Below are 23197 nucleotides of genomic sequence, written 5' to 3'. Positions count from 1 at the left end.
GACCGAGGGTCAGTCCCCGTCGGGCAGGGCGCGGGAGAGGATCGCGCCGAGGTCGGCGGAGTCGGGGAGTGTGCCGAAGGCGTGCCCCCAGTCGCCGCCCAGCCGGGTCGCGCAGAAGGCGTCGGCGACGGCCGGCGGGGCGTGTCGTATCAGGAGAGACGCCTGGAGGGTGAGCGCCATCTGTTCGACGAGGCGCCGCGCGCCCGTCTCCGTCGCCTCACTCAACGTGCTCTTCAACCGGCTCACCGCCGCGTCCAGTCGGGCGTCCGCGCCCTGCGCCAGGGCGAGTTCGGCGAACAGGGCCTCCGCCGGGCCGGGGTCCCGGCTCAACGCCCTCAGTACGTCAAGGGCGTTGACGTTCCCCGAGCCCTCCCAGATGGAGAGGAGAGGCGCCTCGCGGTAATGGCGGGGCATGCCCGAGTCCTCGACGTAGCCGTTGCCGCCGAGGCACTCCAGAGTCTCCGCCGTGAAGGCCGGGCCGCGCTTGGTGACCCAGTACTTGCCCACGGCGGTGGCGATCCGGCGGAACGCGGACTCGGCGTCGTCCCCGCGCACCGCACGGTCGGCGGCGCCCGCCAGCCGCAGGGTGAGGGTGGTCGCGGCCTCGGACTCCAGCGCCAGATCGGCCAACACGTTGCGCATCAGCGGCTGTTCGAGCAGGCGCGCGCCGAACGCGCCGCGGTGGCGCACATGGTGGCCCGCCTCGACGAGCGTCTTGCGCATCAGCGTCGCCGACATCATCACGCAGTCCAGACGGGTGCAGTTGACCATCTCGATGATGGTCTTGACGCCGCGCCCCTCGGGTCCGACCAGCCACGCCACGGTCCCGTCGAACTCGGGCTCCGAGGACGCGTTGGACCGGTTGCCCAGCTTGTCCTTCAGCCGCTGGATGCGGAACACGTTGCGGCTGCCGTCGGGCAGAACGCGGGGCACCAGGAAGCACGACAGCCCGCCCGGAGCCTGAGCCAGCACGAGGAACACGTCGCACATCGGCGCCGACGTGAACCACTTGTGCCCGCGCAGCGTGTACACCCCGGGTTCGGCGGTGGGGGTGGCCGCCGTGGTGTTCGTGCGGACGTCCGAGCCGCCCTGTTTCTCCGTCATCCCCATCCCGGCCAGCAGTCCGCGCTTCCCGGTCGGGACGCGCAGGCCCGGTTCGTACACGCGGCTGGTGAGCAACGGTTCGTAGACCGCGGCCAGTTCGGGCTGGGCGCGCAGCGCGGGAACGGCGGCGTACGTCATCGACGTCGGACATCCGTGCCCGGCCTCGGTGTGTCCCCACACCAACCCGCCTGCCGTACGGGCCACATGGGCACCCGGGCGCTCGTCCGCCCAGGGCGCACCGGCCAGTCCCTCGGCGACGGCGACGCCCATCAGCCGGTGCCAGCTCGGGTGAAACTCGACCTCGTCGATCCGGCTGCCGTACCGGTCGTGCGTGCGCAGCTCCGGTTCGTGCCGGTTCGCCTGCTCACCCCACTCCTGCGCCTCCGCACTGCCCGCCGCCCGGCCGAGCCGCCGTACGTCCTCCTCGGCCCAGCCGGCGCCCTCCCGGCGCAGCCCCTCGAGCAGGGCCGTGTCCTCGGAGGCGTCGTACGGGGTCAGGGGCGGGGGCTGGTTGGTGACGTCGTGCGTGGCGTTCCGGGGCTGCGGCGGTGTGTGCGCGAGTGTCTGGGCCATGCGGGAAGTGTTGCACTATCTCTGCGGTCGCAGCAATGATGTAACACCGGGATCGGTGCGTAGAGTGCGAGGCCATGCGGATGGACGAGTGGGAAGGGCCTGGTGAGGTGGATCTGCGCCCGTTGTCCGCGCGTTCCGTCGTGCTCAGTCTGCTGCTGGGCACGCATCCGCCCGAGCTGCCCGTACGGGATCTGCTGCGGGCCGTAGAGCCGCTCGGCGTGGCCGGCTCCACCCTGCGGGCCGCGCTCAGCCGGATGGCCGCGGCCGGAGATCTGCGGAGTACGGACGCCGTCTACCGGCTCAGCGACCGGCTGCTGGAACGCCAGCGCCGCCAGGACGCCGCCGTACACCCCGAGACCCGCCCCTGGGACGGCGACTGGGAGATGACCGTCGTCACCGCGACCGGCCGCGGCCCCGCCGAACGCGCCGAGCTGCGCGGCAGGTTGACCGCACTGCGGCTCGCGGAACTCCGGGAGGGAGTCTGGCTCCGCCCGGCCAATCTGCTACGACCCCGACCGGACGAACTCGGTGCGGTCGCCCGGCACTTCATCACCCGCCCGGAGGAGTCCGCCCGCCAACTGGCAGGGAACCTTTGGTCACTTGAGGCGTGGGCGAAAACGGCCGGGGCGCTGCTCGCTCGGATCGAGGCCACCGCCGACCGTCCGGCCGACCGCTTCACCGTACTCGCAGCCGTCGTACGCCACTTGCTCGCCGACCCGGTCCTGCCCCCCGAACTCCTGCCCGCCGACTGGCCGGGCCCCGCCCTGCGCGCCGAATACACCGGTCGCCGACGGGAGTTGATCGCGGCCGTGCTGGGAAACCCGGGATGAACCGGGGAACCCGGCACGGCCGCCCTCACCGCGGTGTGCTCACTTGTAGGTGATGTCCGAGGCCGCGTACTTGCAGTAAGTGCCGTCCGCGCCCGTGCCGTTGGTCGTCGGCTCCGCGCCCGTGTTGTTCCCGATGTACTTCTGGCAGGGGATCATCTTCTTGCTGGTGTCCCCGACGATCGTGATGGCCTTCAGGGTCGCGCTGTCACCGTAGTTGGTGTTGATGCCGACGATCCGGCTGCCCTTGTAGGTCGCCTCGATGGTGTTGAGGTTGATCGTGCGCTTGTACTGCGTCTTGCAGTTGCCGCACGAGCGGACGAACGTACCGAAGGTCTGCGCCGCGAAGTTGGAGACGTTCAGCGTGCCGGCGCCGTTGAACTGGAAGACCTTGTCGCTGGCCTCCTTCGCTCCGCCGCCGTTGACGGTGTAGACGTTGGACGACGAGGAGCCGAGGAAGGTCGCCGCGTCCTCGCCGACGTCCTCCCACCAGACGTTCTGCAGCGTGCAACTGCCCAGGCAGTGGATGCCGTCGGCGGCGGGGGAGCCGATGATGACGTTCTTGACGACGGCACCGGGGGCCAATTCCAGGATGGGTCCCTGGTCCTCGTCCTGGCTGCCCGTGCCCAGGTCGCCGCTGCCGTACAGGCGCAGCATCCCGTAGTCCTTGGTGCCCGAGACCGGGATGGTCGAGGTGACGGCCTGGCTGCCGCTCGCGGTGGGCCAGGTGGCGGCACTGGCCGGCGAGAGGGCGCCGGATGCCATGATCATGCCAAGAGAAAGTCCGAAGGCCGTCGCCGCGCCGGTGAGTACGCGTGGCCGTAGGGAAGAAGTCATGTCCCGATTCCTTCTCCGAGGTGGGGGAGTGGTCAGAGCTTTCCGGTGCCCGCGCCCGCGGTCACCGAGGCGACGACGGTGGAGGCGGGCTCGGCGGTGTAGCTGTAGGGCGGGCTGGTGAACGTGCCGACCTGCGAGATCTCGGTGGCGGCTCCGCCGAGGTCGTTGCCGCTGAGGTTGGCGAAGCCGTCCGCGTCGCTGTCCCGGTTCGTCGTGACGGCGACCTCCGTGTCGCGGAAGACGTTGTTCTGGACGAGCATCTGGGCACCCATGCGTGAGTGCACGGCGGTCTCGGCGCCGACGACGTAGTTGTCGTAGAAGTGCCCGGTGCCGAAACGCAGGCTGGGGATACGGGAGTTGACCTGGTCGAACCAGTTGTGGTGGTACGTCACCCGCAGATGCCCGGTGTCCTCGCTCGCGTTGTTGTCGCTGTGGCCGACGAGCGAGCCCTTGTAGTGGTTCTTGAAGGTGTTCCAGGAGACGGTGACGTAGTCGGACGCGTGGCTGATGTCGACCAGGCCGTCGTAGTAGTCCTTGCCGTGGTCGAGGTCGGACGAGAAGGCGTTGTGGTCGATCCACACCTTCGTCGACGCCTGCACGGTGATGCCGTCGGCGGGCGCGACCGGCTTGCTGATGTTCAGGTTGCGGACGACGACGTTCGTGACCTTCTTCAGGCGGAGCCCGCCGCCGGTGAATCCGGACGCCGAACCGACGCCCAGGACCGTCGTGTTGGACCCGATGTCGACCTGACCGCTCAGCGGGATCAGGCCGTTGACCTTCACCACCTTCGAAGTGCTGCCGGTGACCGCCGACTTGAAGGCATCCAGCGTCGACACCGTGACCGCCGATGCGCTGCCGCCGCCGGTCGTCCCGGCGCCGAATCCCACCAAAGAGGCGTCGGCCGCGGAGGCGGACTGGGGGAGCCCGAGCGTGGCGACGGCGGCGGCGAGAGCGACCGCCGTCAGAGCTGATCTTCGAGTACGCATGCGGGTGCGTCCCTTCGAGAGGGCATGGGTGATCGGATACGTGAACGATGTATGCCATGAAGGACCGCGCGGTCACACTTCTGAACGGAACGTAGGGTGCAAGCGCTTTCTAGTCAACGCTCCGCGCGAAACTATTCGGAGCGTGGGAGCGCTTCCATGGGACTCATGTCCATGCCACGATGCCGATGGTTCCCCACCCGAACGACGCCGCACGAGCCGTACGAGCCGCGATCAGGAAGGGACGATGACGTGCGCCCCACAGCCGCCGACAACACCCTCAAGTCCGTCCGGAAGAAGCCGCGTTCGGTACTCGTCGCCCTCTTCGGAGCGCTGGTGCCGTTGCTCGCGGCCCTGACCCTCCTGGCGCCCCCGGCCGCCGCCCGCACCGAGGCCGTCCCCACCGCGACCCTCACCGAGGTCACCGGCTTCGGCACCAACCCCAGCAACCTCCAGATGTACGTGTACGTCCCGGCAGCCGTCACCGCCCACCCGGCGGTCGTGGTGGCGGTGCACTACTGCGGGGGATCGGGCCCGGCGATGTACTCCGGCACCGAATACGCCTCGCTGGCCGACCAGTTGGGCTTCATCGTCGTCTACCCGTCGGTCACCCGGGCCAGCAAGTGCTTCGACGTCTCCTCGCCCCAGGCCCTGCACCGCGACGGCGGCAGCGACCCGGTCGGCATCAAGTCCATGGTCGACTGGGTGAAGAGCGCCTACTCCGCCGACCCGGGCCGCGTCTTCGCCCTGGGCATCTCCTCCGGCGCGATGATGACGAACGTCCTGCTCGGCGACTACCCCGACGTGTTCGCGGCCGGCGCCGCCTTCGCCGGCGTGCCGTTCGGCTGCTTCGCCACCACCGACGGCTCCGAATGGAACACCGCCTGCGCCAACGGCACCGTCACCCGCACCCCGCAGGAATGGGGGGACCTGGTACGCGGCGCCGACCCCGGCTACACCGGCCCCCGCCCCCGGATGCAGCTCTGGCACGGCACCGCCGACGAGACGCTGCGCTACCCCAACTTCGGCGAGGAGATCAAACAGTGGACGAACGTGCTGGGTGCCGGCCAGACCCCGGCCGCGACCGACTCCCCGGCCACCGGCTGGACCCGCACCCGCTACGGCGCCATCGGTGACCGGCCCCCCGTCGAGGCGATCAGCCTCCAGGGCGTCACCCACAACCTCTACACCTACGGAATGGGCGCCCGCGTCCTCACCTTCTTCGGCCTCTCCGGCGCCGGCACCACGCCCCCGCCCCCGACCGGCCCCTGCAAGGTGACGGTCACGACCAGCGCCTGGAACACCGGCCTCACCGCCTCCGTGACGATCACCAACACGGGCACGAGCACGCTCGACGGCTGGCAACTCGGCTTCACCCTGCCCACCGGTCAGACCGTCACCAACGGCTGGGGCGCCACCTACACACCGGCCTCCGGCGCGGTGACGGCCACCAACGTGTCGTACGACGGCACGATCGCCCCGAACGCGAGCGTGACCATCGGCTACCAGGCGAACCACACCGGCAACAGCGCCGCACCCACCGCCTACACGCTCAACGGGACCGCCTGCACGGTCGGTTGACCCGCACCCCGTGCCTCAAGCCCCCAACTCCTTCCCGAGGAAGGTGGATTCCGTGCACCCCACGAGACGGACCGCGATCGTCGCCACGACCTCGGCGCTGTCGGCCCTGCCAGCCCTCGCGGCCCCCAACTCCGCGCACGCAGAAGAAAGTGCGACACGCCCCGGCTCCCACTGGGTGAACACCTGGACGGCGATGCCCCAGCTCACCGAGCCCGGCAACCTGCCGCCCGCGCCCTTCACCGGGCCCAGGTCCGTCCTGGTCGACACCACCCTGCGACAGACCCTCCGCGTCACCACCGGAGGCCGGACACTTCGCCTGCGCTTCTCCAACGCCTACGGCGACACCCCGCTGCCGCTCACCGCTGTGACGGTGGCGCTCCCGCTCGACGGCAGGGCGGGTGCGAGCGCGATCGTGCCCGGCAGTGGCAGACCGGTCACCTTCGCCGGTCGTGGCTCGGCGACCGTCCCGGTCGGTGCCCAACTGGTCTCGGATCCAGTGGACTTGGACCTGGCCGCCGCATCCGTCCTGACCGTGACGGCCTATCTGGAGACGGGTCAGCCCTCACTCGCGCTCACCTCGCACCCGGGCTCGCGCACGACGTCGTACCTCCAGCTCGGAGACCACACACGGGACGAGGACCTGCCCGGTGCGACCCCGGTCGACCACTGGTATCTGCTGAGCGACATCGAGGTGCTGGCCCCGCGCACCACCACGGCCGTGGCGATCCTGGGCGACTCGCTCACCGACGGCCGCGGCTCCACGACCAACGCCAACGACCGCTGGCCCGACCAGCTCTACGACCGCCTCCGGGCCCACTTCGCGACCGCCGCCGTGGCGATCCTGAACCAGGCGGCGGGCGGAAACCGGGTTCTCAACGACGGCCTCGGCCCCAACGTCCTCGCCCGCCTGGACCGGGACGTCCTCTCGCGCAGCGGGGTCACCCGCCTCATCGTCTTCGAGGGCGTCAACGACCTCGGCACCGCGGACGCGACCCCCGCCGCCCAACGCCGTTTGACCGAGGACCTGTTGGCGGCCTACGACCAGATCGTGGTCCGCGCCCATGCCCAGGGCATCCGTGTCTACGGCGCGACCCTGCTCCCCTTCGGCGGCAACAGCTACGACGACCCGGCGGGCGAACGCGAACTCTCCCGCCGGGCCGTCAACACCTGGATCCGGACGGGCGGCCACTTCGACGCGGTCCTCGACTTCGACCGTGCCGTACGTGATCCGGCCGACCCGCGCCGCCTGTTGGAGTCCCTCCAAGTGGGCGACTGGCTGCACCTCAATCCGACGGGATACGGCGTGCTGGCCGCGACGGTCCCCACCGGACTGCTGCGCTAAGCGCTTCGCTGGATGTGCGTTAGAGGTCGGTTTTCGGCCGCAGCGCCGTCGTGGCTGGTCGCGCAGTTCCCCGCGCCCCTTTGGGGCGCTGCCGAACCGCAGTCGACTTCACCAGGTCCGCTTAGACGACAGGCTCCTTCGCGGCGGCAGGGGCCGCGGCCGAACTGCCCTTCACTGGAAGGTGGTTGAAGACCAGGTTCAGCGCGATCGCCGTCAGGCAGCCCGCGCTGATGCCGCTGTTCATCACCGTCTGGAACCAGTCGGGGAACTGCGCGTACACCGTCGGCACACCGACCGGCAGCATGCCCACGGCCACCGAGACGGCGACGACGGTGAGGTTGTGGTTGTCCTTGAAGCCGACCTGGGTCAGGGTGCGGATGCCGCTCGCGGCGACCGTGCCGAACATGACCAGGCCCGCGCCGCCGAGCACCGGCGCCGGTATGGCCGCGACGATCGCGCCCAGCTTGGGCAGCAGACCGAGGACGACGAGGATGCCGCCGGCGACGGCGACGACCCAGCGGCTGCGGACCCGGGTCATGCCGACGAGGCCGACGTTCTGGGCGTACGCCGTGTACGGGAAGGTGTTGAAGACGCCGCCGAGGACGGTGGAGAGACCGTCGGCGCGCAGGCCGTCCGCGAGGGAGCGAGGCTCGATCCTGCGGTCGGTCATCTCGCCCACGGCGATCAGGTCACCGGTCGTCTCGGTCATCGTCACCAGCGCCACCACCAGCATCGACACGATCGCCGAGGCGTGGAAGGCGGGCGTACCGAAGTGGAACGGCGTGCTGATGCCGACCCAGTCGGCGTCCCCGACCCCGCTGAAGTCCGTGAACCCGAACACCACCGCGGCCACCAGCCCCACGGCCATGCCGATCAGCACCGCGATCCGGCTCAGGAACGCGGGCGCGAACCGCTGCACACCCAGCACGACCACGAGGACGAAGGCCGCGAGAGCGAGGTTCTTCGGCTCACCGAAATCCTTCGAACCCTGGCCGCCCGCCGCCCAGTTGCCCGCCGCGGGCAGCAGCGACAGGCCGATGATCAGGATCACCGTGCCGGTCACGAGCGGCGGGAAGAAGCGCAGCAGCTTGCCGAACACCGGCGCCAGGAGCGCGATGGCGAGCCCCGCGACGATCACGGAGCCGTAGATCGCGGGCAGTCCGCCGCCCGTCGTGCCGATCAGCACCATCGGCGACACGGCTGCGAACGTGCAGCCCTGCATGATCGGCAGCCGCACCCCGAACCGCCAGAAGCCGATGCACTGGATGAGCGTCGCGATACCGCACACCAGCAGGTCGGCGGTGATCAGATATGCCAGATCGGCGGCCGACAGCTTCATCGCCCCGCCGACGATCAGCGGAACCGCCACCGCGCCCGCGTACATCGCGAGCACGTGCTGCAGCCCGAAGGCGGCCAACTGCCGTACGGGTGGGACCTCGTCGACGGGATGCACGGGTGTGGTCGTTGCCATGGGCACTCCTGAGCGGCGGAGGAGGAGGGGGATGGGGGATGGGGGGAGAAACATGCGGACAGCACGAGACCGTAAGCGCCTTGAACAGTTTGTTGATTTCTGGGTTGTTGCCGCCGTGTGTCATGCCCATCCGTTATGCGCGCGACGCACGCACCGCCTCCAGAAGGGCGTCCCAGCCAGGCAGTTTGACCACACCGCCCCGTCCGAGCGAGGCTCCCAGCTCGGCCTCGGCCCGCTCGATGGCCTCCCATCCGGCCCACTCGACCGGCCCGATCCCCTCGGCGCGCAGCGCGGCGAGCGGGTCGTCGCGTGCCTCCTGTTGCACGAGCGAGGAGGCGTCCTCCAGAAGCGACGTCACCGTCTCCTTGGCATCCGGGCGGTTTGTGCCGATGACGCCCGTCGGACCCCGCTTGATCCAGCCGGCCACGTACTCGCCTGGTACGGTCCTCCCCTCGCACAGGACGCGGCCCGCCCGGTGCGGCACGACGCCGAGCTCGGCGTCGAACGGCAGCCCGTCCAGCGGCACCCCGCGATAGCCCACCGAGCGCAGCACCAACTGCGCCTCGATGTCCTCCGGTCGACCCGTGCCGCGCACCCCGCCGTGCCCGTCGGGCGCGGTCCGTTCGAAGCGCACCGCGCCCACCCGCCCCGCGTCGGCGAGGAGTTCGACGGGACGGAGGAAGAAGCGGAGGTGGATACGGCGTGCGGCGCCCGAGGGGGGCAGGGTCGCCCAACCGCGCAGTGTCTCCACGTTGCGGCGTTGTGCGGCGGGCAGGGCGGAGGGATCGAGACAGTCCGGGTCGAGCGCCAGCTCGGCCGGATCCACGGTCACTTCGGTGTCCGGCAGACCGCCCAGTTCACGCAGCTCCTTGGAGGTGAAGCGGGCCTGCGAGGGACCGCGCCGGCCCACCATGTGGATGTCCGTCACCCCGCTCGCGGCCAGTGCGGTGAGCGCCGCCTGCGGTATGTCGGTGCGGCTCAGTTCGGCCGCGCCGCGCGCCAGCATCCGCGTGACGTCCACCGCGACATTGCCCACGCCGATGACCACGGCCGAGCGCGCGCCGAGCACGAACCCGTCGCCGGTGGAGTCCGGATGGGCGCTGTACCAGGACACGAACTCGGTCGCCGACCAGCTGCCCGGCAGCTCCTCGCCGGGAATCCCCAGGTGGCGGTCGGTGGCCGCGCCCACGCAGTACACGACCGCGTCGTAGAGCTCCCGCAGCCGCGCGACCGGCAGCCCGCCGGGTCCCACCTGCACCCCGCCGAGGAACCGCACCCGCTCGTGCTCCAGCACCGTACGCAGATTGTTCTGCAACGACTTGATCTTCTCGTGGTCCGGTGCCACGCCGTAGCGCACCAGGCCGTACGGGCACGGGAGCCGGTCCAGGACGTCGACCAGCACCCCGGGCTCCCGCTGGACCAGGCTCTGGGCGGTGTAGACCCCACTCGGCCCGGAACCGACGACGGCGACATGCAGCACGGCGGAACTCCTCACCCGTCAGGCACACAGGAGATCGCTGACTCGCCAGACCGCTGGCAACTCCAGGGTCCCACCACCCGGGCTCCGCTGACAGGGTGCCGTGCGGACCCGTACGCGAGGGGCGCGCGTGTCCGTTCGTATGGAATGTGATCATGCGGTTACGTTGCGTATGTGCTAGAAGCATCCTTTGTTAATCTTTCCGATCGCTGCCCGGAGGACGGCGCGGTGTCCGTGTGGCCCGCGTGGGAAGTGCAGGAGTGCGACGGTGCCACCTCGTGGTTCCACGTCCGGCTGGCCTTCACCGACGGAGCCCGGGTCGACGCGCTCGTCGTGGTCTCCGACCGGTGCGTCTCCGTCGAGGACGTACGGGCCCAACCGGCCCTGTCCCTCGACGACTTGACCGTGCTCGCCGACTGGATCGAGGGGCCGCTCTTCGAGGCGTGCGGCCTGGAGCCGGGGTCCGTGTACGAAGGGGAGGAGGGAGTCGAGTCTGCTGGAGCGCGCCGGGCCCGGCCGCCCTGGCCGCGCGGCATCGAGGGGCGGTGGCTGGTCGCCCAGGAGTACCGCGCCGCACAGGAGGAGGGCGTCGATCCCGTCCTCGCGGTGATGTGCGCGACCGGACACAGCCGACGCCGCTCTCTCCGGCTCATCTCCCAGGCGCGCGACGCGGGTTACCTGACGCCTCGTCATGCGAGGCGCTGAGAAGTCGAGTTGGGCGGGCGGCTTACGTGGCGGAGGGCTCGGCGGGGTGGTCGTCGGCCGGCCGGTCGTCCGTCGCGAAGAACCGTGAGAGGTCCGTGTCGGCTGTCGCGCGCGGTGTGCGGGTGTCGGGCGGGATCCCCAACTCCCAGTCGAGTCCGTACCGTTGGAACAACTCGGTACGCAGCACCGGGATCGGCATCGGCACTCCGGGCACGAGCGCCGCGTAGACCGCGCCCATGAGGAGGGCCCGCAGCATCGGGTAGTCGGACGGGGCGTTCCCCGACCTGTACCGCGCGATCGTCTCCCCGAGCAGTTCGGCCAGCCGCCGCTGCTCCGGGCACTGCACGAAGCCCTCGCCCTGGAGCAGCCCCGCCATGTGCTGGCGCATCAGCACGGGCCGGTCGTGCGCGAGGCCCAGAATCGCGTCGATGGCCCGCGCCATCCGCTCCTGCCCGTCCGTGGTGCGCGGCTCGCGCTCCAGAGCCTCCTCCAGCGTGCGGTGCATCAACCGGTGCACGGCGGACTGCACGAGTTGGCGTTTTCCGGGGAAGTAGTACGACACCAGTCCGCGCGCCGAACCGGCCCGGTCCGCGATGTCGCCCAAGGTCGTGGCCTCGAAGCCGCGCTCACTGACCAGTTCGACCGCCGCCTGCAGGAGCCGCTCCCGGGAACGCCGTCGCAACTCTTCATTGACCGAGGCGCTTCGCGGGGACATGCTGTAACTCCTGCGTTGACTGGCTATCAGCCAACTATACTCAGGACGTACGGGTCCCCGTAGCGAGGGCCCGTCGAATGCTGCCGTCCGTCTGGGGCGACGCGGGGGATCGTCTCAGGCGGGCGGCTCCTTTTCACCCCAATGGTTACCTCGGGCGACCTTTGCTCGGGCGTCCGGCGCCGCCTTCTCGCACATCTGTCGCACGGCACGAGATCCGTCCCTAGAGTGGGCACGGGTGACGAGCCGAGGAGGCGCACGGGCATGGACCAGGACCAGCAGATTTTCGCGCGGATCAACGAGATGGTCGACGACGAGCGCAAGCTCCGGGAGGCCCTCGCCTCCGGCACGATCGACAGCACCACGGAGCACCAGCGCCTCGGCCGACTGGAACGCGAACTCGACCAGTGCTGGGACCTTTTGCGGCAGCGCCGGGCCAAGGTGGAGTTCGGCGAGAACCCGGACGAGGCGCGGGTGCGTCCCGAGTCCGAGGTGGAGGGGTATCAGGGGTGACTCGGCGGGCGGGGTCGGCTCCGGGACTCTCGTAGCCGGTCTCGGCTCAGCCCTGACCGACCAGGTCCAGCACGGGACGCAGGGCGTCCGGCCGTTCGGTCACCGGGCGGTGGTCCACGAAGTGCACCCTGCAGCCCAGGGCCGCCGCCCCGCTGTCCGAGTGCCGCTCGTCGCCGACCATCAGCACGTCCTTGGGGTCGGCCCCGAGCGCCTCGCAGGCGACCGCGAACAGCCGCGGGTCCGGCTTCTGAACGCCGTGTTCGTACGACAGCGCGTACGTGTCCACGTAGATGTCGAGGCCGTACTCGCGGAACACCGGCCGCAGATCCCAGCCGATGTTGCTCACCACGCCCACGGCGATGCCACGCTCGCGCAGGGTCCGCAGCACGAACTCCGCGTCCGGGTACGGCGTCCAGGCGGCCGGCATCATGTGCCGGTCGTACAGTGCGTCGTGCAACGCCGGGTCGGGGAGCGTGACTTGGCGGGAGACGCCGGTGAACGCGGCCCGGTGCCGTTCCGCACTCTGGTCCCGGACCGCCCACATCTCGGCGAACTCTGCCGGCAGCCGCTCCGGCCGCGCCCCACCCGGCATCGCCCCCGCCGACTCCAGCGCCCGCGCCGCCTCGGCCAACTCCGGCTCGGGCAGCGGAATCCCGGTCTCCCGCAGTACGGCACGCAGCCAGGACTCGGTGGACTCGATGCGGAAGAGGGTGCCGGAGAAGTCGAAGAGGACAGCAGTCATGCGGTGATCTTACTCAGCCGCTCACACCCGCCGCCGTTCGTACAGCCCGACGGCCACTGCCACCACGAACGCCCCCAGAACCCAGCCGCCCAACACGTCCGACGGCCAGTGCACGCCCAGCCACACACGGGTCAGTCCCACACCCGCCACGGAGACCACGGCCAGAGCCACGGCCGTACGCCGCACAGCGCGTCCGGCGCCGTAGTGGTGGAGCAGCCACAGGAGAAGGCCACAGACCACGGTGGCGGTCATGGCGTGGCCCGAGGGGAAAGCCGCGTAGTGGGCGGAGTCGACAGGGTCCGGCCACACCGGGCGTGGCCGGTCGACCAGTGCCTTCAGGGCCTGCTGCAGCAGTGTGCCGAGCGCACATGCGGCCGCCAGCCATAGTGCCGTCCACCATGCGGAACGCCGCCACACCAGCCACACCATGGTGGCCGCGCACACAAGGCGCAGGGTGAGGGGGTCCCAGAACCAGTCCGTCAGGATGCGGCACACCTGCGTCGTCCCACGGTCCTCGACCGCCCAACGGTGCGTCGTTGCGGCGATCCGGCCGTCGAGGTCGATCAGCGGACGCCACTCGACGGCGACCAGGGTGAGAAGCAGCGCGGAGCACAGGGCCAGAGTCAGGGCCAGGACGACGATGGTGTGCCGGCGAGCGGGGCGGGACGGACGGTGCATACAACGATCCTCACCGATCTGTTCCACTCCATGCCGCTCTACGTCGACTCAGCCGAGCGCCCGCAGCCCCGGCACGAACGCCACCAGCACCGGAACCACCGGCACCAGCGCCGCCGTGGCGGTCAGCCCCAGGCGGCGCGTCGTCGTGAGCCGGTCCGGGGGCGTGAGCAACCGGTGCACGCGCTGCGGGACATGGGCATGCGGGGTCGGACACGGCCCGAACACCCCACGGTCCTCGTTGAGTTCGACGAGTGCGAGCGCGGTCGTGAGGCGGCCGAAGCGGCGGGATGCCATGTCGTCGGCGGAGAGTTCGACCAGGCGGTGCATCTCGTCCCGGAACGCGGCGAACACCGGAACCTGCGGAAACCCGGTCGCGAGCGCGGCCGAACAGTGCAGCAGCCAGTCGTGCCGGGCCTGCGCGTGCCCCTGCTCGTGGGCGAGCAGGGAGTCCAGCTGTCGCCCCTTGAGCCGGCGCAACGCGGCTGTGGTGATGACCAGTTGAGGCGCGGGACCGGACATCCACCACGCGTCCGGCCGCTCGCCCTCCAGTACGACCAGCGGCTCGGCGCCCGGCTCCTCGCCGGGCAACAACGGTGCGCGCACGAGGAGTTCGGCCCTCCGCCGCCGACGCCGCGACCGGGCCCGCAAGACCTCACGGACCAGCATCGCCACCGTCCACGCGCCGCCGCACGCGAGGGCCACCGCGGTCGCCGCCGCCCAAGGTCCGGTCGTCACAAGGGGGTAGGCGTCCAGAACGGCGTGCGGGGCGTTGGCGAAGACGTGGCCGCGCACCGCCTGCCAAGCGGCGGCGGCGCTGAGTGTCATCGACAGGGCGCAGCACAGGAGGACGGCCGCCACGACGCACTGCCACACCCACAGCGCGAGCACCGGCTCATGGTCCGGCCAGTCGGCCCGGGCGAGCAGTCGTGGGGCGACGACGGCGGCCAGGGCGCCGAGCAGCAACAGTGCCGCGGGGACCATCATGGGAGCACCCTATGAGCGCCGCGGTGATCAGGGGTACGGCTTGTTGCGGCAAAGTGACGCAGACCACGATTTCGTACAGTGCTCGGATCTCCTGAGCCCGGATCCGCAGATCCGCAGATCCTCATAGCGTCAACAACATCGCGACCATGGCGATCCCCATCGACAGCCGGCACGCCCGGGCCAACTCCGGTCGGTCGCCCCAGCCGACGCTTCCGCCGTCGCCGACGGCCGCGCCGGTGGCGGGCACCAGTCGTATCCCCGACAGCAGGACGTATCCCACGAAGTAGAGCAGCAGCACACCTGTGACGAGCGGGACTCCGGAGCCCTCGTGCTCATGGTGGTGACCGGGGGAGGCGCCCATCACGAGCGCCATGTAGACCATGGCGGCGGTGCCCAGCAGATGGTGCACATGGTGCGGGCTCCTGCGCGCGGTCCACAGGGCGCGCAGCGCCGCCGCGCCGAACACCGCCGCGTAGCCGGGCCAGGCCCACGACGGCGGAGCGAACACCGCGGCGGGCACGGCCATCGCGGCCATCCCGAAGCCCATCAGGGCCTCGCCGCCGGCGGCCCGCCGCTGTTCCTCGACGGGGCTGCGCATCCGGAGCAGGCAGTAGGCCCCGGTCGCCGCACACAGCGCGACCAGCAGCCAGCCGGGCGAAGCCGGTCCGTGCACGCGCATCCCCCCGTTCCGCCCCTGTTCTCACTCTTCGTGGACGATCGGTCACAGGTTGCCCGTGCCGCACGGGGCGCAATCGAGCGCAACGGTGTACATGGGGAGCACTCGGCGGAGTGCGGCAGGTCGGAGCCGTGCTCGCGAAAATGATTTATGAGTAAAACACCTGTTAATCTTGCTCTCCATGAGCAGTGCGACCCCCGCCCCCACCTCATGGGCCCCCCGAGTCCGACGGCTTCCCCTCGCCGGTGTCCTGCGCCTCGGCCGGGCCTCCGACATCTGGTTCAAGCCCGCGCTCAGCGTGGTCGCCTCGGTCGCGCCGCCCAACCTGACCCTGCTCGCCCTGGGCCGCCTCGACCTGGCGATGTACACGATGGCCGGCTCCTTGTGCGCGCTCTACGCCCACAACAAGCCCTACGCCGCCCGGGCCCGCGTCCTGCTCCGGGTGGTGCTCGGGATGATCGGCGGTCTGGCCGTCGCACTGGTCACCGCCTCCCTCACCACGAACGCCGTCGTGCTGGTCACGGTCGGCGCCGGCCTGGCCGCCGTACAGAAGGGACTGTGCGACGCGACCCGGATCGGCCCGCCCGGCAACGTCGTCCTCACCTTCATCAGCTCCGCCTCGCTCTTCGCACCGCAGACGCTCGCCCAGATTCCCGGCCACCTCGCGCTCGCCGCCGCGGCGGGCATCTGGGCGTGGCTCGTCGGCATGGCACCCGGCCTGGTCCGGCCGTACGGCCCCGAGCGCCGCGCCACCGCCCAGGCGCTGGACGCCGCCGCTGCGTACGCCGCCGTGTGCGGCGCCGGAGACGGCGATGTGCACGGCCCCGGAGTGGCGCACGGTCACGCACAGGCACGCGCGCGTGCCGCCACGGCGGCAGCCGTTCACGCCGCCTGGCAGACCCTCCTCGCCACCGGCACCCGCACCACCACCCGACGCTCCCTCGAACGGCTCGTCGTCCGTGCCGAGGTCGCCCTCGCCGCGCCCGCCGACACCGACCCGGAGCCGCTGCGCACCTGGGCCCGCGAACTGCGCGGCGGGGGACCGGTGCCACGGGCCGACGACCCGGCCGGCGCCGTAGCCGAACTGCTCGGTGTGGACGCCCAACTCGCCGCCCCCGCCCGCCCGTTGTGGACCAGGCTCGGACCGCTCGCTCCCCTCGTGCTGCGCACGGCGATCGGCTGCGCGCTCGCGGGATACGTCTCCCTCGCCCTCGGAGTCGGCCGCCCCTATTGGGCCCTCGTCACCGCCGCCTCCCTCTACCAGGCCAACATCGCCCTCACCTGGGGCCGGGGAGTGCAGCGCGTCGTCGGCAACCTCGTGGGCGTGCTCGTCTTCGCCGGGGTGGCACCGCTCGCGCACACCCGTCCGGCGGTCCTGGTGCTGTGCTGCCTCGCGTTCAACTTCGGCGCCGAGGCGCTGATCGGCCGCAACTACTGGCTCGGCAGCGTCTGTGTGACCCCGATGGCGCTGCTCATCACCGAGTTCGCCCGGACCCAGCAGGCCGGGGAACTGATCACCGAGCGGGTGGCGGACACCCTGGTCGGAGCACTGGCCGGCCTCGTGGCCGCGGTCGTCGTCACCAACCGCCGCGCGACCGACCGTGTCGAGGAGGCGCTGACCGCGGTCGAACGGGCGTGCGGGCGGGTCGCGCGCCTCCTGACGGAACCCGCTCCCGCCCCCGGAGCCCTGGATTCCGCGCACCGCGCGCTCGCCGCCGCGCTGGTCGAACTGCGCGCCACCGTCGACGCCGCGTCCGGCGAGTGGTGGCAGCGCGCCCTGCCCCAGGAGCGGGTCGTGCTCGCCGAACAGTCCGGACACCGTACGCTCGCCGCGACGGTACGACGCCGGGGGCCGCACCCCCGGCAGGCCGCGGATCGGCGCACGGGCAGGAAGACGGAGGGCGTACGGGGATGACGTCAATGAACGGACGGCCGGCGGACGGAAACGGCGCGACCCGGCCGGCCGCTCCGAGTGCGGCCCATCACGACACCGTCGCCGCCGTCGTCGGGCAGTGGCAGGCCGTGCACCCTGATCTCGACACCGGGCCGATGGAGATCATCGGCCGCATCAACCGGTGCGCCGCCCTGCTTCAGCAGGCCGAGGACGCGCCGTTGCGCCGGGCCGGGCTCAGCCGCCCGGAGTTCGACCTGCTCGGGGCGCTCCGGCGCACCGGGCACGAGCTGACGCCGAGCGAGCTGACCCGGGAGACCTTCTCCTCGGGCGCCGCCGTCACCAAGCGCCTCAAGCAGCTGACCGAACGCGGACTGGTCGAGCGCCGCGGCGACACCCGCGACCGCCGCGTCGCGCACGTCCGCCTGACGGACGCCGGCCGTGACCTCGTCGACGCGATCCTGCCCGAGCAACTGGCCTACGAGACCACCGTGCTCGCCGGTCTCGACACCCCCGGACAGGGCGAACTCGCCACGCTGCTCGGTGAGTTGCTGGTCCAGCTGGAAGGCAGGCTCGGCGTGCTGCGCGTCTGAGCCGCCGTGGGCGGGCGGTGGCGGGACCGTTGACGTGAGGCGCGTGATCTCCCTACGTTCGACCAGGTCGGTTCGGGAAGCCGACTGTCGTACGACATGCCGAACAAGGGATTGATGCCGTGGCAGCCGAAGCCTCCGCCGCCCCCACCTCTGGGGAGCTCACCATCGACCTCGGCACCGACACGGGCCCCTTCCACGGAGGCGCGAGCGGCACGCTCTACGGCCTCTACGGCGACGGTGTCCCCAGCCGCAACGTCGTCGAGGGCATGTACGTCCGCACGGTCTCCACCAAGGCCCAGGACGGCACCCAGCACCCGGGCGCCGACGCCCTGGAGATGCTGCGCCCCTTCGTCGAGGCGGGCGGCAAGGACGTCTACGTCTACCTGACCGACATCTACCGCGGCTTCCCCTACGAATGGCCCGGCGCCACCGGACCCGAGCGCCTCGCCGACTTCACGGCACGCGTCCGCAGGCACGTCGAACAGGTGCTCGCGCTCGGCGCGTACCGGTCCCACGTCGTGTACGTCCCGTTCAACGAGCCCGAGGGCAACATGTTCGGCACGGGGGAGTGGAGCTACGACGGGACCTCCTGGCGTACCGACCCGCGCGCCTACTTCACCGCCTGGCGGGACATCCACCGCCTGATCAAGGGCCTCGACCCCGACGCCCGCATCGCCGGCCCCAACACCTGCGAACTGTACGACGAGATCAAGGGCTTCCTGGAGTTCGCCGAGGCGGAGGGAGTGCTGCCCGACATCATCACCTGGCACGAGCTGTCCTCGCCGGACGAGATCCGGACGAACGTCGCCAAGTACCGCGCCCTGGAACGGGAGTTGGGCATCGGTCCGCTCCCCGTCAACATCAACGAGTACGCCCACAACTACCACTTGTCCGTCCCGGGGCAGATGATCCAGTGGATCGCCGCGATCGAGGAGTCCAAGGTCGACGCCGACATGGCGTACTGGAACATCGGCGGCAATCTCAACGACTCGGCGGTCGAGGCGAACAAGGGCAACGGACAGTGGTGGCTGTTCAATGCGTACGGCCAGTTCACGGGCCACACCGTCCGGGTCGCCGCGCCCCACCCGAACGTGCAGTACACGCTTCAGGGCGTCGCCGCGCTCGACCGGGGCAAGCGGCAGGCGCGGGTGCTCTTCGGCGGTGCGGGCGGTTCGGCGGACGTGGTGTTCGAGCGCGTCGACCCCGAAGTCTTCGGTACGACCGTTCACGTCCGGCTCCTGGAGATCCCCTGGACGGGTCAAGTCGGCGCCTCCGGACCGCCGTTGCGGCTCGCCGACCTCGAACTCCCCGTCGTCGGCGGGAAAGTGACGCTGCGTACGACGGACCTGGAGGAGATGTCCGCGTATCAGGTGATCCTGGCCCCGGGGGGCGAGGGGGCCGTGGCGCTGCCGCCCTCGGCCGGCCGGCGGCGGACGTACCAGGCCGAGGACGCGACCTACCTCGGTGTCGGCCGTTCCCTGAACGGGCCGGAGGGGTCGCCCTCCGACGTCGACAAGTTCGCCACGTCGACCGGTTACCACGTGGGCGGGCTCCGCACCGGCTCCGACGGCGTGCTCGCCTTCCCGGTCGAGGTCCCGCAGGACGGGATGTACGACGTGAGCGTCTTCGCCAACTCCTACAACCTGGCCGACGCGGTTCGCGAGCAGGGGCCCACCAACGTCTTCCTCCGTGTCGACGGCCGCCAACCGCGCGAACTCCGGCTGCCGCTCGGCTACAAGTGGGCGGTGTGGGGCCACACCGACACCCACGTCGAACTGACCGCCGGCGCCCACACCATCACCCTCGCCGCCAAGGACCCCGACCTCGGGGTCACGCGGGGCGACGCGGTCGTCGACAAGCTCGACCTCGCCCTCCGTGACGACCGGGTGACCGGGTCCGCGCTGTACGACGCCGAGTTCGCCGCGCTGGGTGGTGGCGCACGGGCCGACTACACGATCAGGGGAGCCTCCGGCCCGGGTGTCGCCGTACTGCCGCGGGGTGGCAGCGCCACCTTCTGGGTGCACGCGGCGGACGACGGGGAGGCGACAGTGACCGTCGACCGGATCGGTGCCGGGGAGGGTGAGTTGACGATCAACGGCGAGAACGTGGGGATTGTTGAACGATCCTCCATGTCTCTCTTCCTTGCGTCGGGCATCAACAAGGTCACCATCACCGCCACTTCCGACGACCTAGTCCTGGACCGCCTCCGCACAGACCCGTCACGCCGTCTCCTGCCCGCCTCGACGTACCCGGCCGAGGAGGGCGTCACGACCGGCGGTGCCCGCGTCACCGGCGCCCACACGTTCGCCACCGGCGGCAAGGCGGTCGACGGTATCGGCGGCGGCCCGGCGAACGCCCTCGCCCTCACCGTGACGGCGGAGCGGGCCGGCCGGCACGCGCTCACGATCCGCTACTCCAACGGTGAGCAGGCGCCCGCCACCCACTACAACCCGGACCCGGTCTGCTGCCACGCGGACATCGCGGTCAACGCGGCCGCCCCGCAGCGCGTCCTGTTCCCCACGACCTTCCACTTCAACAACTTCCACGACCTGACCGTCACCGTCACCCTCGACGAGGGCACCAACACACTCACCTTCACGGCCGACGAACTCCCGGACCACGACGGCCGGTCCAGGAACCAGTACGGTCAACGCTCCGCGTACGCCCCCGTGATCGACCAGGTGACGGTGACACCGCTGGCCTGACGGCGGGCGGCGGGCGGGCGAACGGGCTCAGCCCTCCCCGCCCGCCGCGTGCACCCCGAACACCGCTCCCTGCGGATCCCGCAGCACCGCGATCCGCCGTACGTCGGCGATGGACTGTGGCTCCATGAGGACCGTGCCGCCCGCCGCGGTCGTCGCGGCGGCGGTCGCGTGGACGTCGGTCACCGCGAAGTACGGCAGCCAGTGCGGAGGCACCTGGGGCGGGAACTTGTCGTCCATCGCCATCATGCCGCCGAAGTCGGCGCCGTCGATGCCCCACTGCGGGTAGTGCGCCGAGGGCCGGACGGTCCAGCCGAACACGCTCGTGTAGAAGGCCTCCGCCCGCTCGGGCGCCCGCGTGAGCAGTTCCACCCAGCCCAGCGCGCCGGGCGAGTTGAACAGCCCGGCACCGGGGAAGGTCCGCGCCTGCCACATCTGGAACGTGGCGCCGCCCGGGTCCAGGGCGACCGCGAAGCGCCCGATGTCGAACACGTCGGTCGGCTCCATCAGCAGTGTCCCGCCCGCCGTGCGCACCCGCTCCGCCGTCGCGTCGGCGTCCGCCACCGCGAACGACACGTTCCATGCCACCGGCTGCGACTCCTGAAACAGCGGCGTCAGCGCGGCGACCGCCGCGTCCCCGACGTGCGCGACCGTGTAGCCGCCCGCCTCCTGCCGGGGATCGGTCTCCGGACGCCAGCCGAACACGTCCGCGTAGAACCGTTTGGACGCGTCGAGGTCACTGGTCCCGAGCTCGACCCAACAGGGCCCGCCGGTCACCGGCCTGTCGAGCTTCATGGCGTTCCTTCCGCAGGAAGTACCCCTCCCAGCACGCTAAGCCCGGGCCCCGACCCCGGCCAACCGACACGGAAGGGCCCCTGCCCGCCGTAGACCTAGATCCCCGGCCGATACCGCAGCGGATGGTCGGCCGGCACCTCCACCAGCACGATCCGTGTCCCGTCCGGATCCACCACCCACATCTCCACCAGCCCCCAGGGCTCCTTCACCGGCGGCCGCAGGATCTCGGCCCCCTTCGCCCGCAACTCCTCGTACGCGGCCTCCGCGTCCGCGACCTGCAGCCACAGCCGCACGGCGGACGAGGGCGGGGTGTCGGAGCGTCCGGAGACCTCCAGGAATCCGCCGCCGAGGAAGTAGACGGTCCCGCGCTCCACCCCCGTGCCGAACTCCCGGTAGACGGGCAGCCCCAGCTGCTCACCGTAGAAGGCGCGGGATCGGTCGGGATCGGTCGGACGCAGCAGGATACGGCTGCTCAGTACGTGCACCATGCGGCCGGAGCCTAGTCTTCGGGCCGCGTTACTCTCGTCACTGCCGAGCCGCGCCTCTGATCGGAGTTGTGCACCATGGACACCGCCGCCACCGGACTGACCTTCCGCGACGCCACCGACGCCGATGTGGACGCCCTCGTCGTGCTGATCGAGTCGGCCTACCGGGGCGACGACAGCCGGGCCGGATGGACCACCGAGGCGGACATCCTCGAAGGGCAGCGGACCGACCCGGAGGGCGTGCTCGTGGTCATCAAGTCACCCGACAGCCGACTGCTCGTCGTCGAACGCGACGGCCGGGTCGTCGCGTGCTGCCAGCTCGAACACCGCGGTGACCACGCCTACTTCGGGATGTTCGCGGTCAGCCCGCAGCTCCAGGGCGGCGGCCTCGGCAAGGTCATCATCGCGGAGGCGGAGCGCGCGGCCGGGGAGACCTGGGGTGTGCGGGAGATGCACATGACGGTGATCTCCGTACGGAACGACCTCATCGCCTGGTACGAGCGCCGCGGCTATCGCCGTACGGGCCGGATGACCCCGTTCCCGTACGGCGACGAGCGGTTCGGCATTCCGCAGCGCGACGACCTGCAGTTCGAGCTGCTTGTCAAGGAACTCGCGCAGTAGCCCTCAGGCGGTGAAGCGGCCCGTACGTTTGATCTCCGGGTAGTCGGTGGTCGCGCCGTCCAGCTCCAGGGCGCGTACGAGCCGCAGCTGGTCCTGGGTGTTGACCACCCAGCCGATGATCCTCAGGTCCGCCTTGCGGGCCGCCTCGACGACCTCCAGGGTCAGCCTGCGGATGTTCAGGCAGACCGTTTCGGCACCGGCCTCGGTGGCGCGCTCCACCACGTCGGGGCCGAAGCGGCTGGCGATCAGCGCGGTGCGTACGCCGGGCACCAGGCGGGCGATCTCGGTGATCGCCTCGTCGTGGAACGAGGACACCTCGACCCGTCCGACCAGGTCCCGCCGGTGCATGACCTCGGCCAGCGCCCGTGCCGCCGCCAGGTCCTTGATCTCGGCCTGGAGCGGTGACCGGACGGCGTCCAGCACCTCCTCGAAGGTGGGTACGCGCTCGCCGCGGCCCGCGTCCAGGGTGCGCAGTTCGTCGAGGGTCCGCTCGGCGATCGGACCGGTCCCGTCGGTCGTACGGTCCACGTCGGCGTCGTGCATGACGACGAGGGCGCCGTCCCTGCTCAGATGCAGATCGAGTTCGATGACATCGAGGCCGGCCTGTTCGGCGGCCACGAAGGAACGGAGAGTGTTCTCGGGTTCGAGACCCATGACTCCGCGGTGACCGATGGTAAGGAAGTTCAAGGTTCAACTCGCTTCCGTCGACGGCGGCTCGGTACGCGCGCGTGGGCGCGGCCGGACACCGGCGTCCACGCGGCAGAGCCGCAGCCTAACGGCCGGACCCGGCGATGGACCCGCGCCTACACGGAGGATCGGGGGGACGTCGGCGGCCGACCTGCACGGCACCGGCCGGAGCGGTCGCCCTGGCGTGGGCGCGTCCCGGGGCGATTGACCGGTGGCCG

The 23197-nt window shown here is 70.9% G+C and carries 22 protein-coding genes; 9 read left to right on the top strand and 13 right to left on the bottom strand.

Features of this window, described 5'->3' with window-relative positions; translation table 11 throughout:
• Window positions 1-9: 9 nt before the first annotated feature.
• The gene (locus tag AB0I51_RS19445; protein ID WP_362976647.1) at window positions 10-1677 is read right to left on the bottom strand and encodes an acyl-CoA dehydrogenase family protein; all 1668 of its coding nucleotides are present in this window, start codon (window positions 1675-1677) and stop codon (window positions 10-12) included.
• Between the two features lie 74 nt (window positions 1678-1751).
• On the opposite strand from AB0I51_RS19445, the gene AB0I51_RS19440 reads away from it, so the two are divergent.
• Entirely contained in the window at window positions 1752-2507 is a 756-nt protein-coding gene (locus AB0I51_RS19440) for a PaaX family transcriptional regulator C-terminal domain-containing protein (protein WP_362976645.1), read from the top strand.
• A gap of 39 nt (window positions 2508-2546) precedes the next feature.
• Here AB0I51_RS19440 and AB0I51_RS19435 read toward each other — a convergent pair whose 3' ends face one another.
• Together AB0I51_RS19435 and AB0I51_RS19430 are read right to left on the bottom strand one after the other, a co-directional pair.
• A complete protein-coding gene (locus AB0I51_RS19435; RefSeq protein WP_362976643.1) occupies window positions 2547-3341 on the bottom strand; it encodes a pectate lyase in 795 nt (264 codons plus the stop codon).
• 32 nt (window positions 3342-3373) lie between these two features.
• Window positions 3374-4327 (bottom strand): polysaccharide lyase family 1 protein, encoded by a 954-nt coding sequence (locus AB0I51_RS19430; RefSeq protein ID WP_362976641.1) that lies wholly within the window; start codon window positions 4325-4327, stop codon window positions 3374-3376.
• Between the two features lie 249 nt (window positions 4328-4576).
• Here AB0I51_RS19430 and AB0I51_RS19425 point away from each other — a divergent pair, with 249 nt between their 5' ends.
• Together AB0I51_RS19425 and AB0I51_RS19420 are read left to right on the top strand one after the other, a co-directional pair.
• Window positions 4577-5905, top strand: coding sequence for a PHB depolymerase family esterase (locus AB0I51_RS19425; protein ID WP_362976639.1), 1329 nt, complete (start codon window positions 4577-4579; stop codon window positions 5903-5905).
• 52 nt (window positions 5906-5957) lie between these two features.
• Window positions 5958-7247 carry an SGNH/GDSL hydrolase family protein gene (locus AB0I51_RS19420; protein WP_362976637.1) on the top strand — a complete coding sequence of 430 codons (1290 nt, stop codon included), beginning with the start codon at window positions 5958-5960 and terminating at the stop codon, window positions 7245-7247.
• Window positions 7248-7368: 121 nt separating this feature from the next.
• Here the strand turns inward: AB0I51_RS19420 and AB0I51_RS19415 are convergent, their stop codons facing one another.
• On the bottom strand, window positions 7369-8718 hold the full coding sequence (locus AB0I51_RS19415; protein ID WP_362976635.1) for a nucleobase:cation symporter-2 family protein: 1350 nt from the start codon (window positions 8716-8718) through the stop codon (window positions 7369-7371).
• 133 nt (window positions 8719-8851) lie between these two features.
• Window positions 8852-10198, bottom strand: coding sequence for an FAD-dependent oxidoreductase (locus AB0I51_RS19410; RefSeq protein WP_362976633.1), 1347 nt, complete (start codon window positions 10196-10198; stop codon window positions 8852-8854).
• A 225-nt stretch (window positions 10199-10423) separates the two neighbouring features.
• Here AB0I51_RS19410 and AB0I51_RS19405 point away from each other — a divergent pair, with 225 nt between their 5' ends.
• Window positions 10424-10900: a DUF6214 family protein gene (locus AB0I51_RS19405; protein ID WP_362976631.1), complete on the top strand. Its 477-nt coding sequence runs from the start codon at window positions 10424-10426 to the stop codon at window positions 10898-10900.
• 22 nt (window positions 10901-10922) lie between these two features.
• On the opposite strand, the gene AB0I51_RS19400 is transcribed toward AB0I51_RS19405, so the two are convergent.
• A complete protein-coding gene (locus tag AB0I51_RS19400; protein WP_362976629.1) occupies window positions 10923-11615 on the bottom strand; it encodes a helix-turn-helix domain-containing protein in 693 nt (230 codons plus the stop codon).
• Window positions 11616-11876: 261 nt separating this feature from the next.
• Here AB0I51_RS19400 and AB0I51_RS19395 point away from each other — a divergent pair, with 261 nt between their 5' ends.
• On the top strand, window positions 11877-12125 hold the full coding sequence (locus AB0I51_RS19395; RefSeq protein ID WP_362976627.1) for a DUF2630 family protein: 249 nt from the start codon (window positions 11877-11879) through the stop codon (window positions 12123-12125).
• A gap of 46 nt (window positions 12126-12171) precedes the next feature.
• Here the strand turns inward: AB0I51_RS19395 and AB0I51_RS19390 are convergent, their stop codons facing one another.
• The 4 genes from AB0I51_RS19390 to AB0I51_RS19375 form a co-directional block, all read right to left on the bottom strand.
• The gene (locus tag AB0I51_RS19390; protein WP_362976625.1) at window positions 12172-12867 is read right to left on the bottom strand and encodes an HAD-IA family hydrolase; all 696 of its coding nucleotides are present in this window, start codon (window positions 12865-12867) and stop codon (window positions 12172-12174) included.
• A 21-nt stretch (window positions 12868-12888) separates the two neighbouring features.
• Window positions 12889-13545: a phosphatase PAP2 family protein gene (locus tag AB0I51_RS19385; RefSeq protein WP_362976623.1), complete on the bottom strand. Its 657-nt coding sequence runs from the start codon at window positions 13543-13545 to the stop codon at window positions 12889-12891.
• 48 nt (window positions 13546-13593) lie between these two features.
• Window positions 13594-14529: a M56 family metallopeptidase gene (locus tag AB0I51_RS19380; RefSeq protein ID WP_362976621.1), complete on the bottom strand. Its 936-nt coding sequence runs from the start codon at window positions 14527-14529 to the stop codon at window positions 13594-13596.
• Window positions 14530-14650: 121 nt separating this feature from the next.
• The gene (locus tag AB0I51_RS19375) at window positions 14651-15202 is read right to left on the bottom strand and encodes a DUF5134 domain-containing protein (RefSeq protein ID WP_362976919.1); all 552 of its coding nucleotides are present in this window, start codon (window positions 15200-15202) and stop codon (window positions 14651-14653) included.
• A gap of 184 nt (window positions 15203-15386) precedes the next feature.
• On the opposite strand from AB0I51_RS19375, the gene AB0I51_RS19370 reads away from it, so the two are divergent.
• The 3 genes from AB0I51_RS19370 (at window position 15387) to AB0I51_RS19360 (ending at window position 20394) form a co-directional block, all read left to right on the top strand.
• The gene (locus AB0I51_RS19370) at window positions 15387-17120 is read left to right on the top strand and encodes an FUSC family protein (RefSeq protein ID WP_362976619.1); all 1734 of its coding nucleotides are present in this window, start codon (window positions 15387-15389) and stop codon (window positions 17118-17120) included.
• On the top strand, window positions 17117-17689 hold the full coding sequence (locus tag AB0I51_RS19365) for a MarR family transcriptional regulator (protein WP_362976617.1): 573 nt from the start codon (window positions 17117-17119) through the stop codon (window positions 17687-17689). The genes AB0I51_RS19370 and AB0I51_RS19365 overlap by 4 nt, the downstream gene beginning before the upstream one ends.
• A 119-nt stretch (window positions 17690-17808) precedes the next feature.
• Window positions 17809-20394, top strand: a complete 2586-nt coding sequence (locus AB0I51_RS19360; protein WP_362976615.1) for a cellulosome protein — start codon at window positions 17809-17811, stop codon at window positions 20392-20394.
• Window positions 20395-20421: 27 nt separating this feature from the next.
• Here AB0I51_RS19360 and AB0I51_RS19355 read toward each other — a convergent pair whose 3' ends face one another.
• Together AB0I51_RS19355 and AB0I51_RS19350 are read right to left on the bottom strand one after the other, a co-directional pair.
• Window positions 20422-21186: a VOC family protein gene (locus tag AB0I51_RS19355; protein ID WP_362976613.1), complete on the bottom strand. Its 765-nt coding sequence runs from the start codon at window positions 21184-21186 to the stop codon at window positions 20422-20424.
• Window positions 21187-21281: 95 nt separating this feature from the next.
• Window positions 21282-21674 carry a glyoxalase superfamily protein gene (locus AB0I51_RS19350; protein WP_362976612.1) on the bottom strand — a complete coding sequence of 131 codons (393 nt, stop codon included), beginning with the start codon at window positions 21672-21674 and terminating at the stop codon, window positions 21282-21284.
• Window positions 21675-21749: 75 nt separating this feature from the next.
• On the opposite strand from AB0I51_RS19350, the gene AB0I51_RS19345 reads away from it, so the two are divergent.
• Window positions 21750-22292 carry a GNAT family N-acetyltransferase gene (locus AB0I51_RS19345; RefSeq protein WP_362976611.1) on the top strand — a complete coding sequence of 181 codons (543 nt, stop codon included), beginning with the start codon at window positions 21750-21752 and terminating at the stop codon, window positions 22290-22292.
• 3 nt (window positions 22293-22295) lie between these two features.
• Here the strand turns inward: AB0I51_RS19345 and AB0I51_RS19340 are convergent, their stop codons facing one another.
• Entirely contained in the window at window positions 22296-22979 is a 684-nt protein-coding gene (locus AB0I51_RS19340) for a glycerophosphodiester phosphodiesterase family protein (RefSeq protein ID WP_362976609.1), read from the bottom strand.
• Window positions 22980-23197: the final 218 nt, after the last annotated feature.

Source organism: Streptomyces sp. NPDC050549, assembly GCF_040655035.1.
In the GTDB taxonomy this organism is placed as follows: domain Bacteria; phylum Actinomycetota; class Actinomycetes; order Streptomycetales; family Streptomycetaceae; genus Streptomyces.
This window is presented reverse-complemented; position numbering and strand designations above follow the sequence as displayed.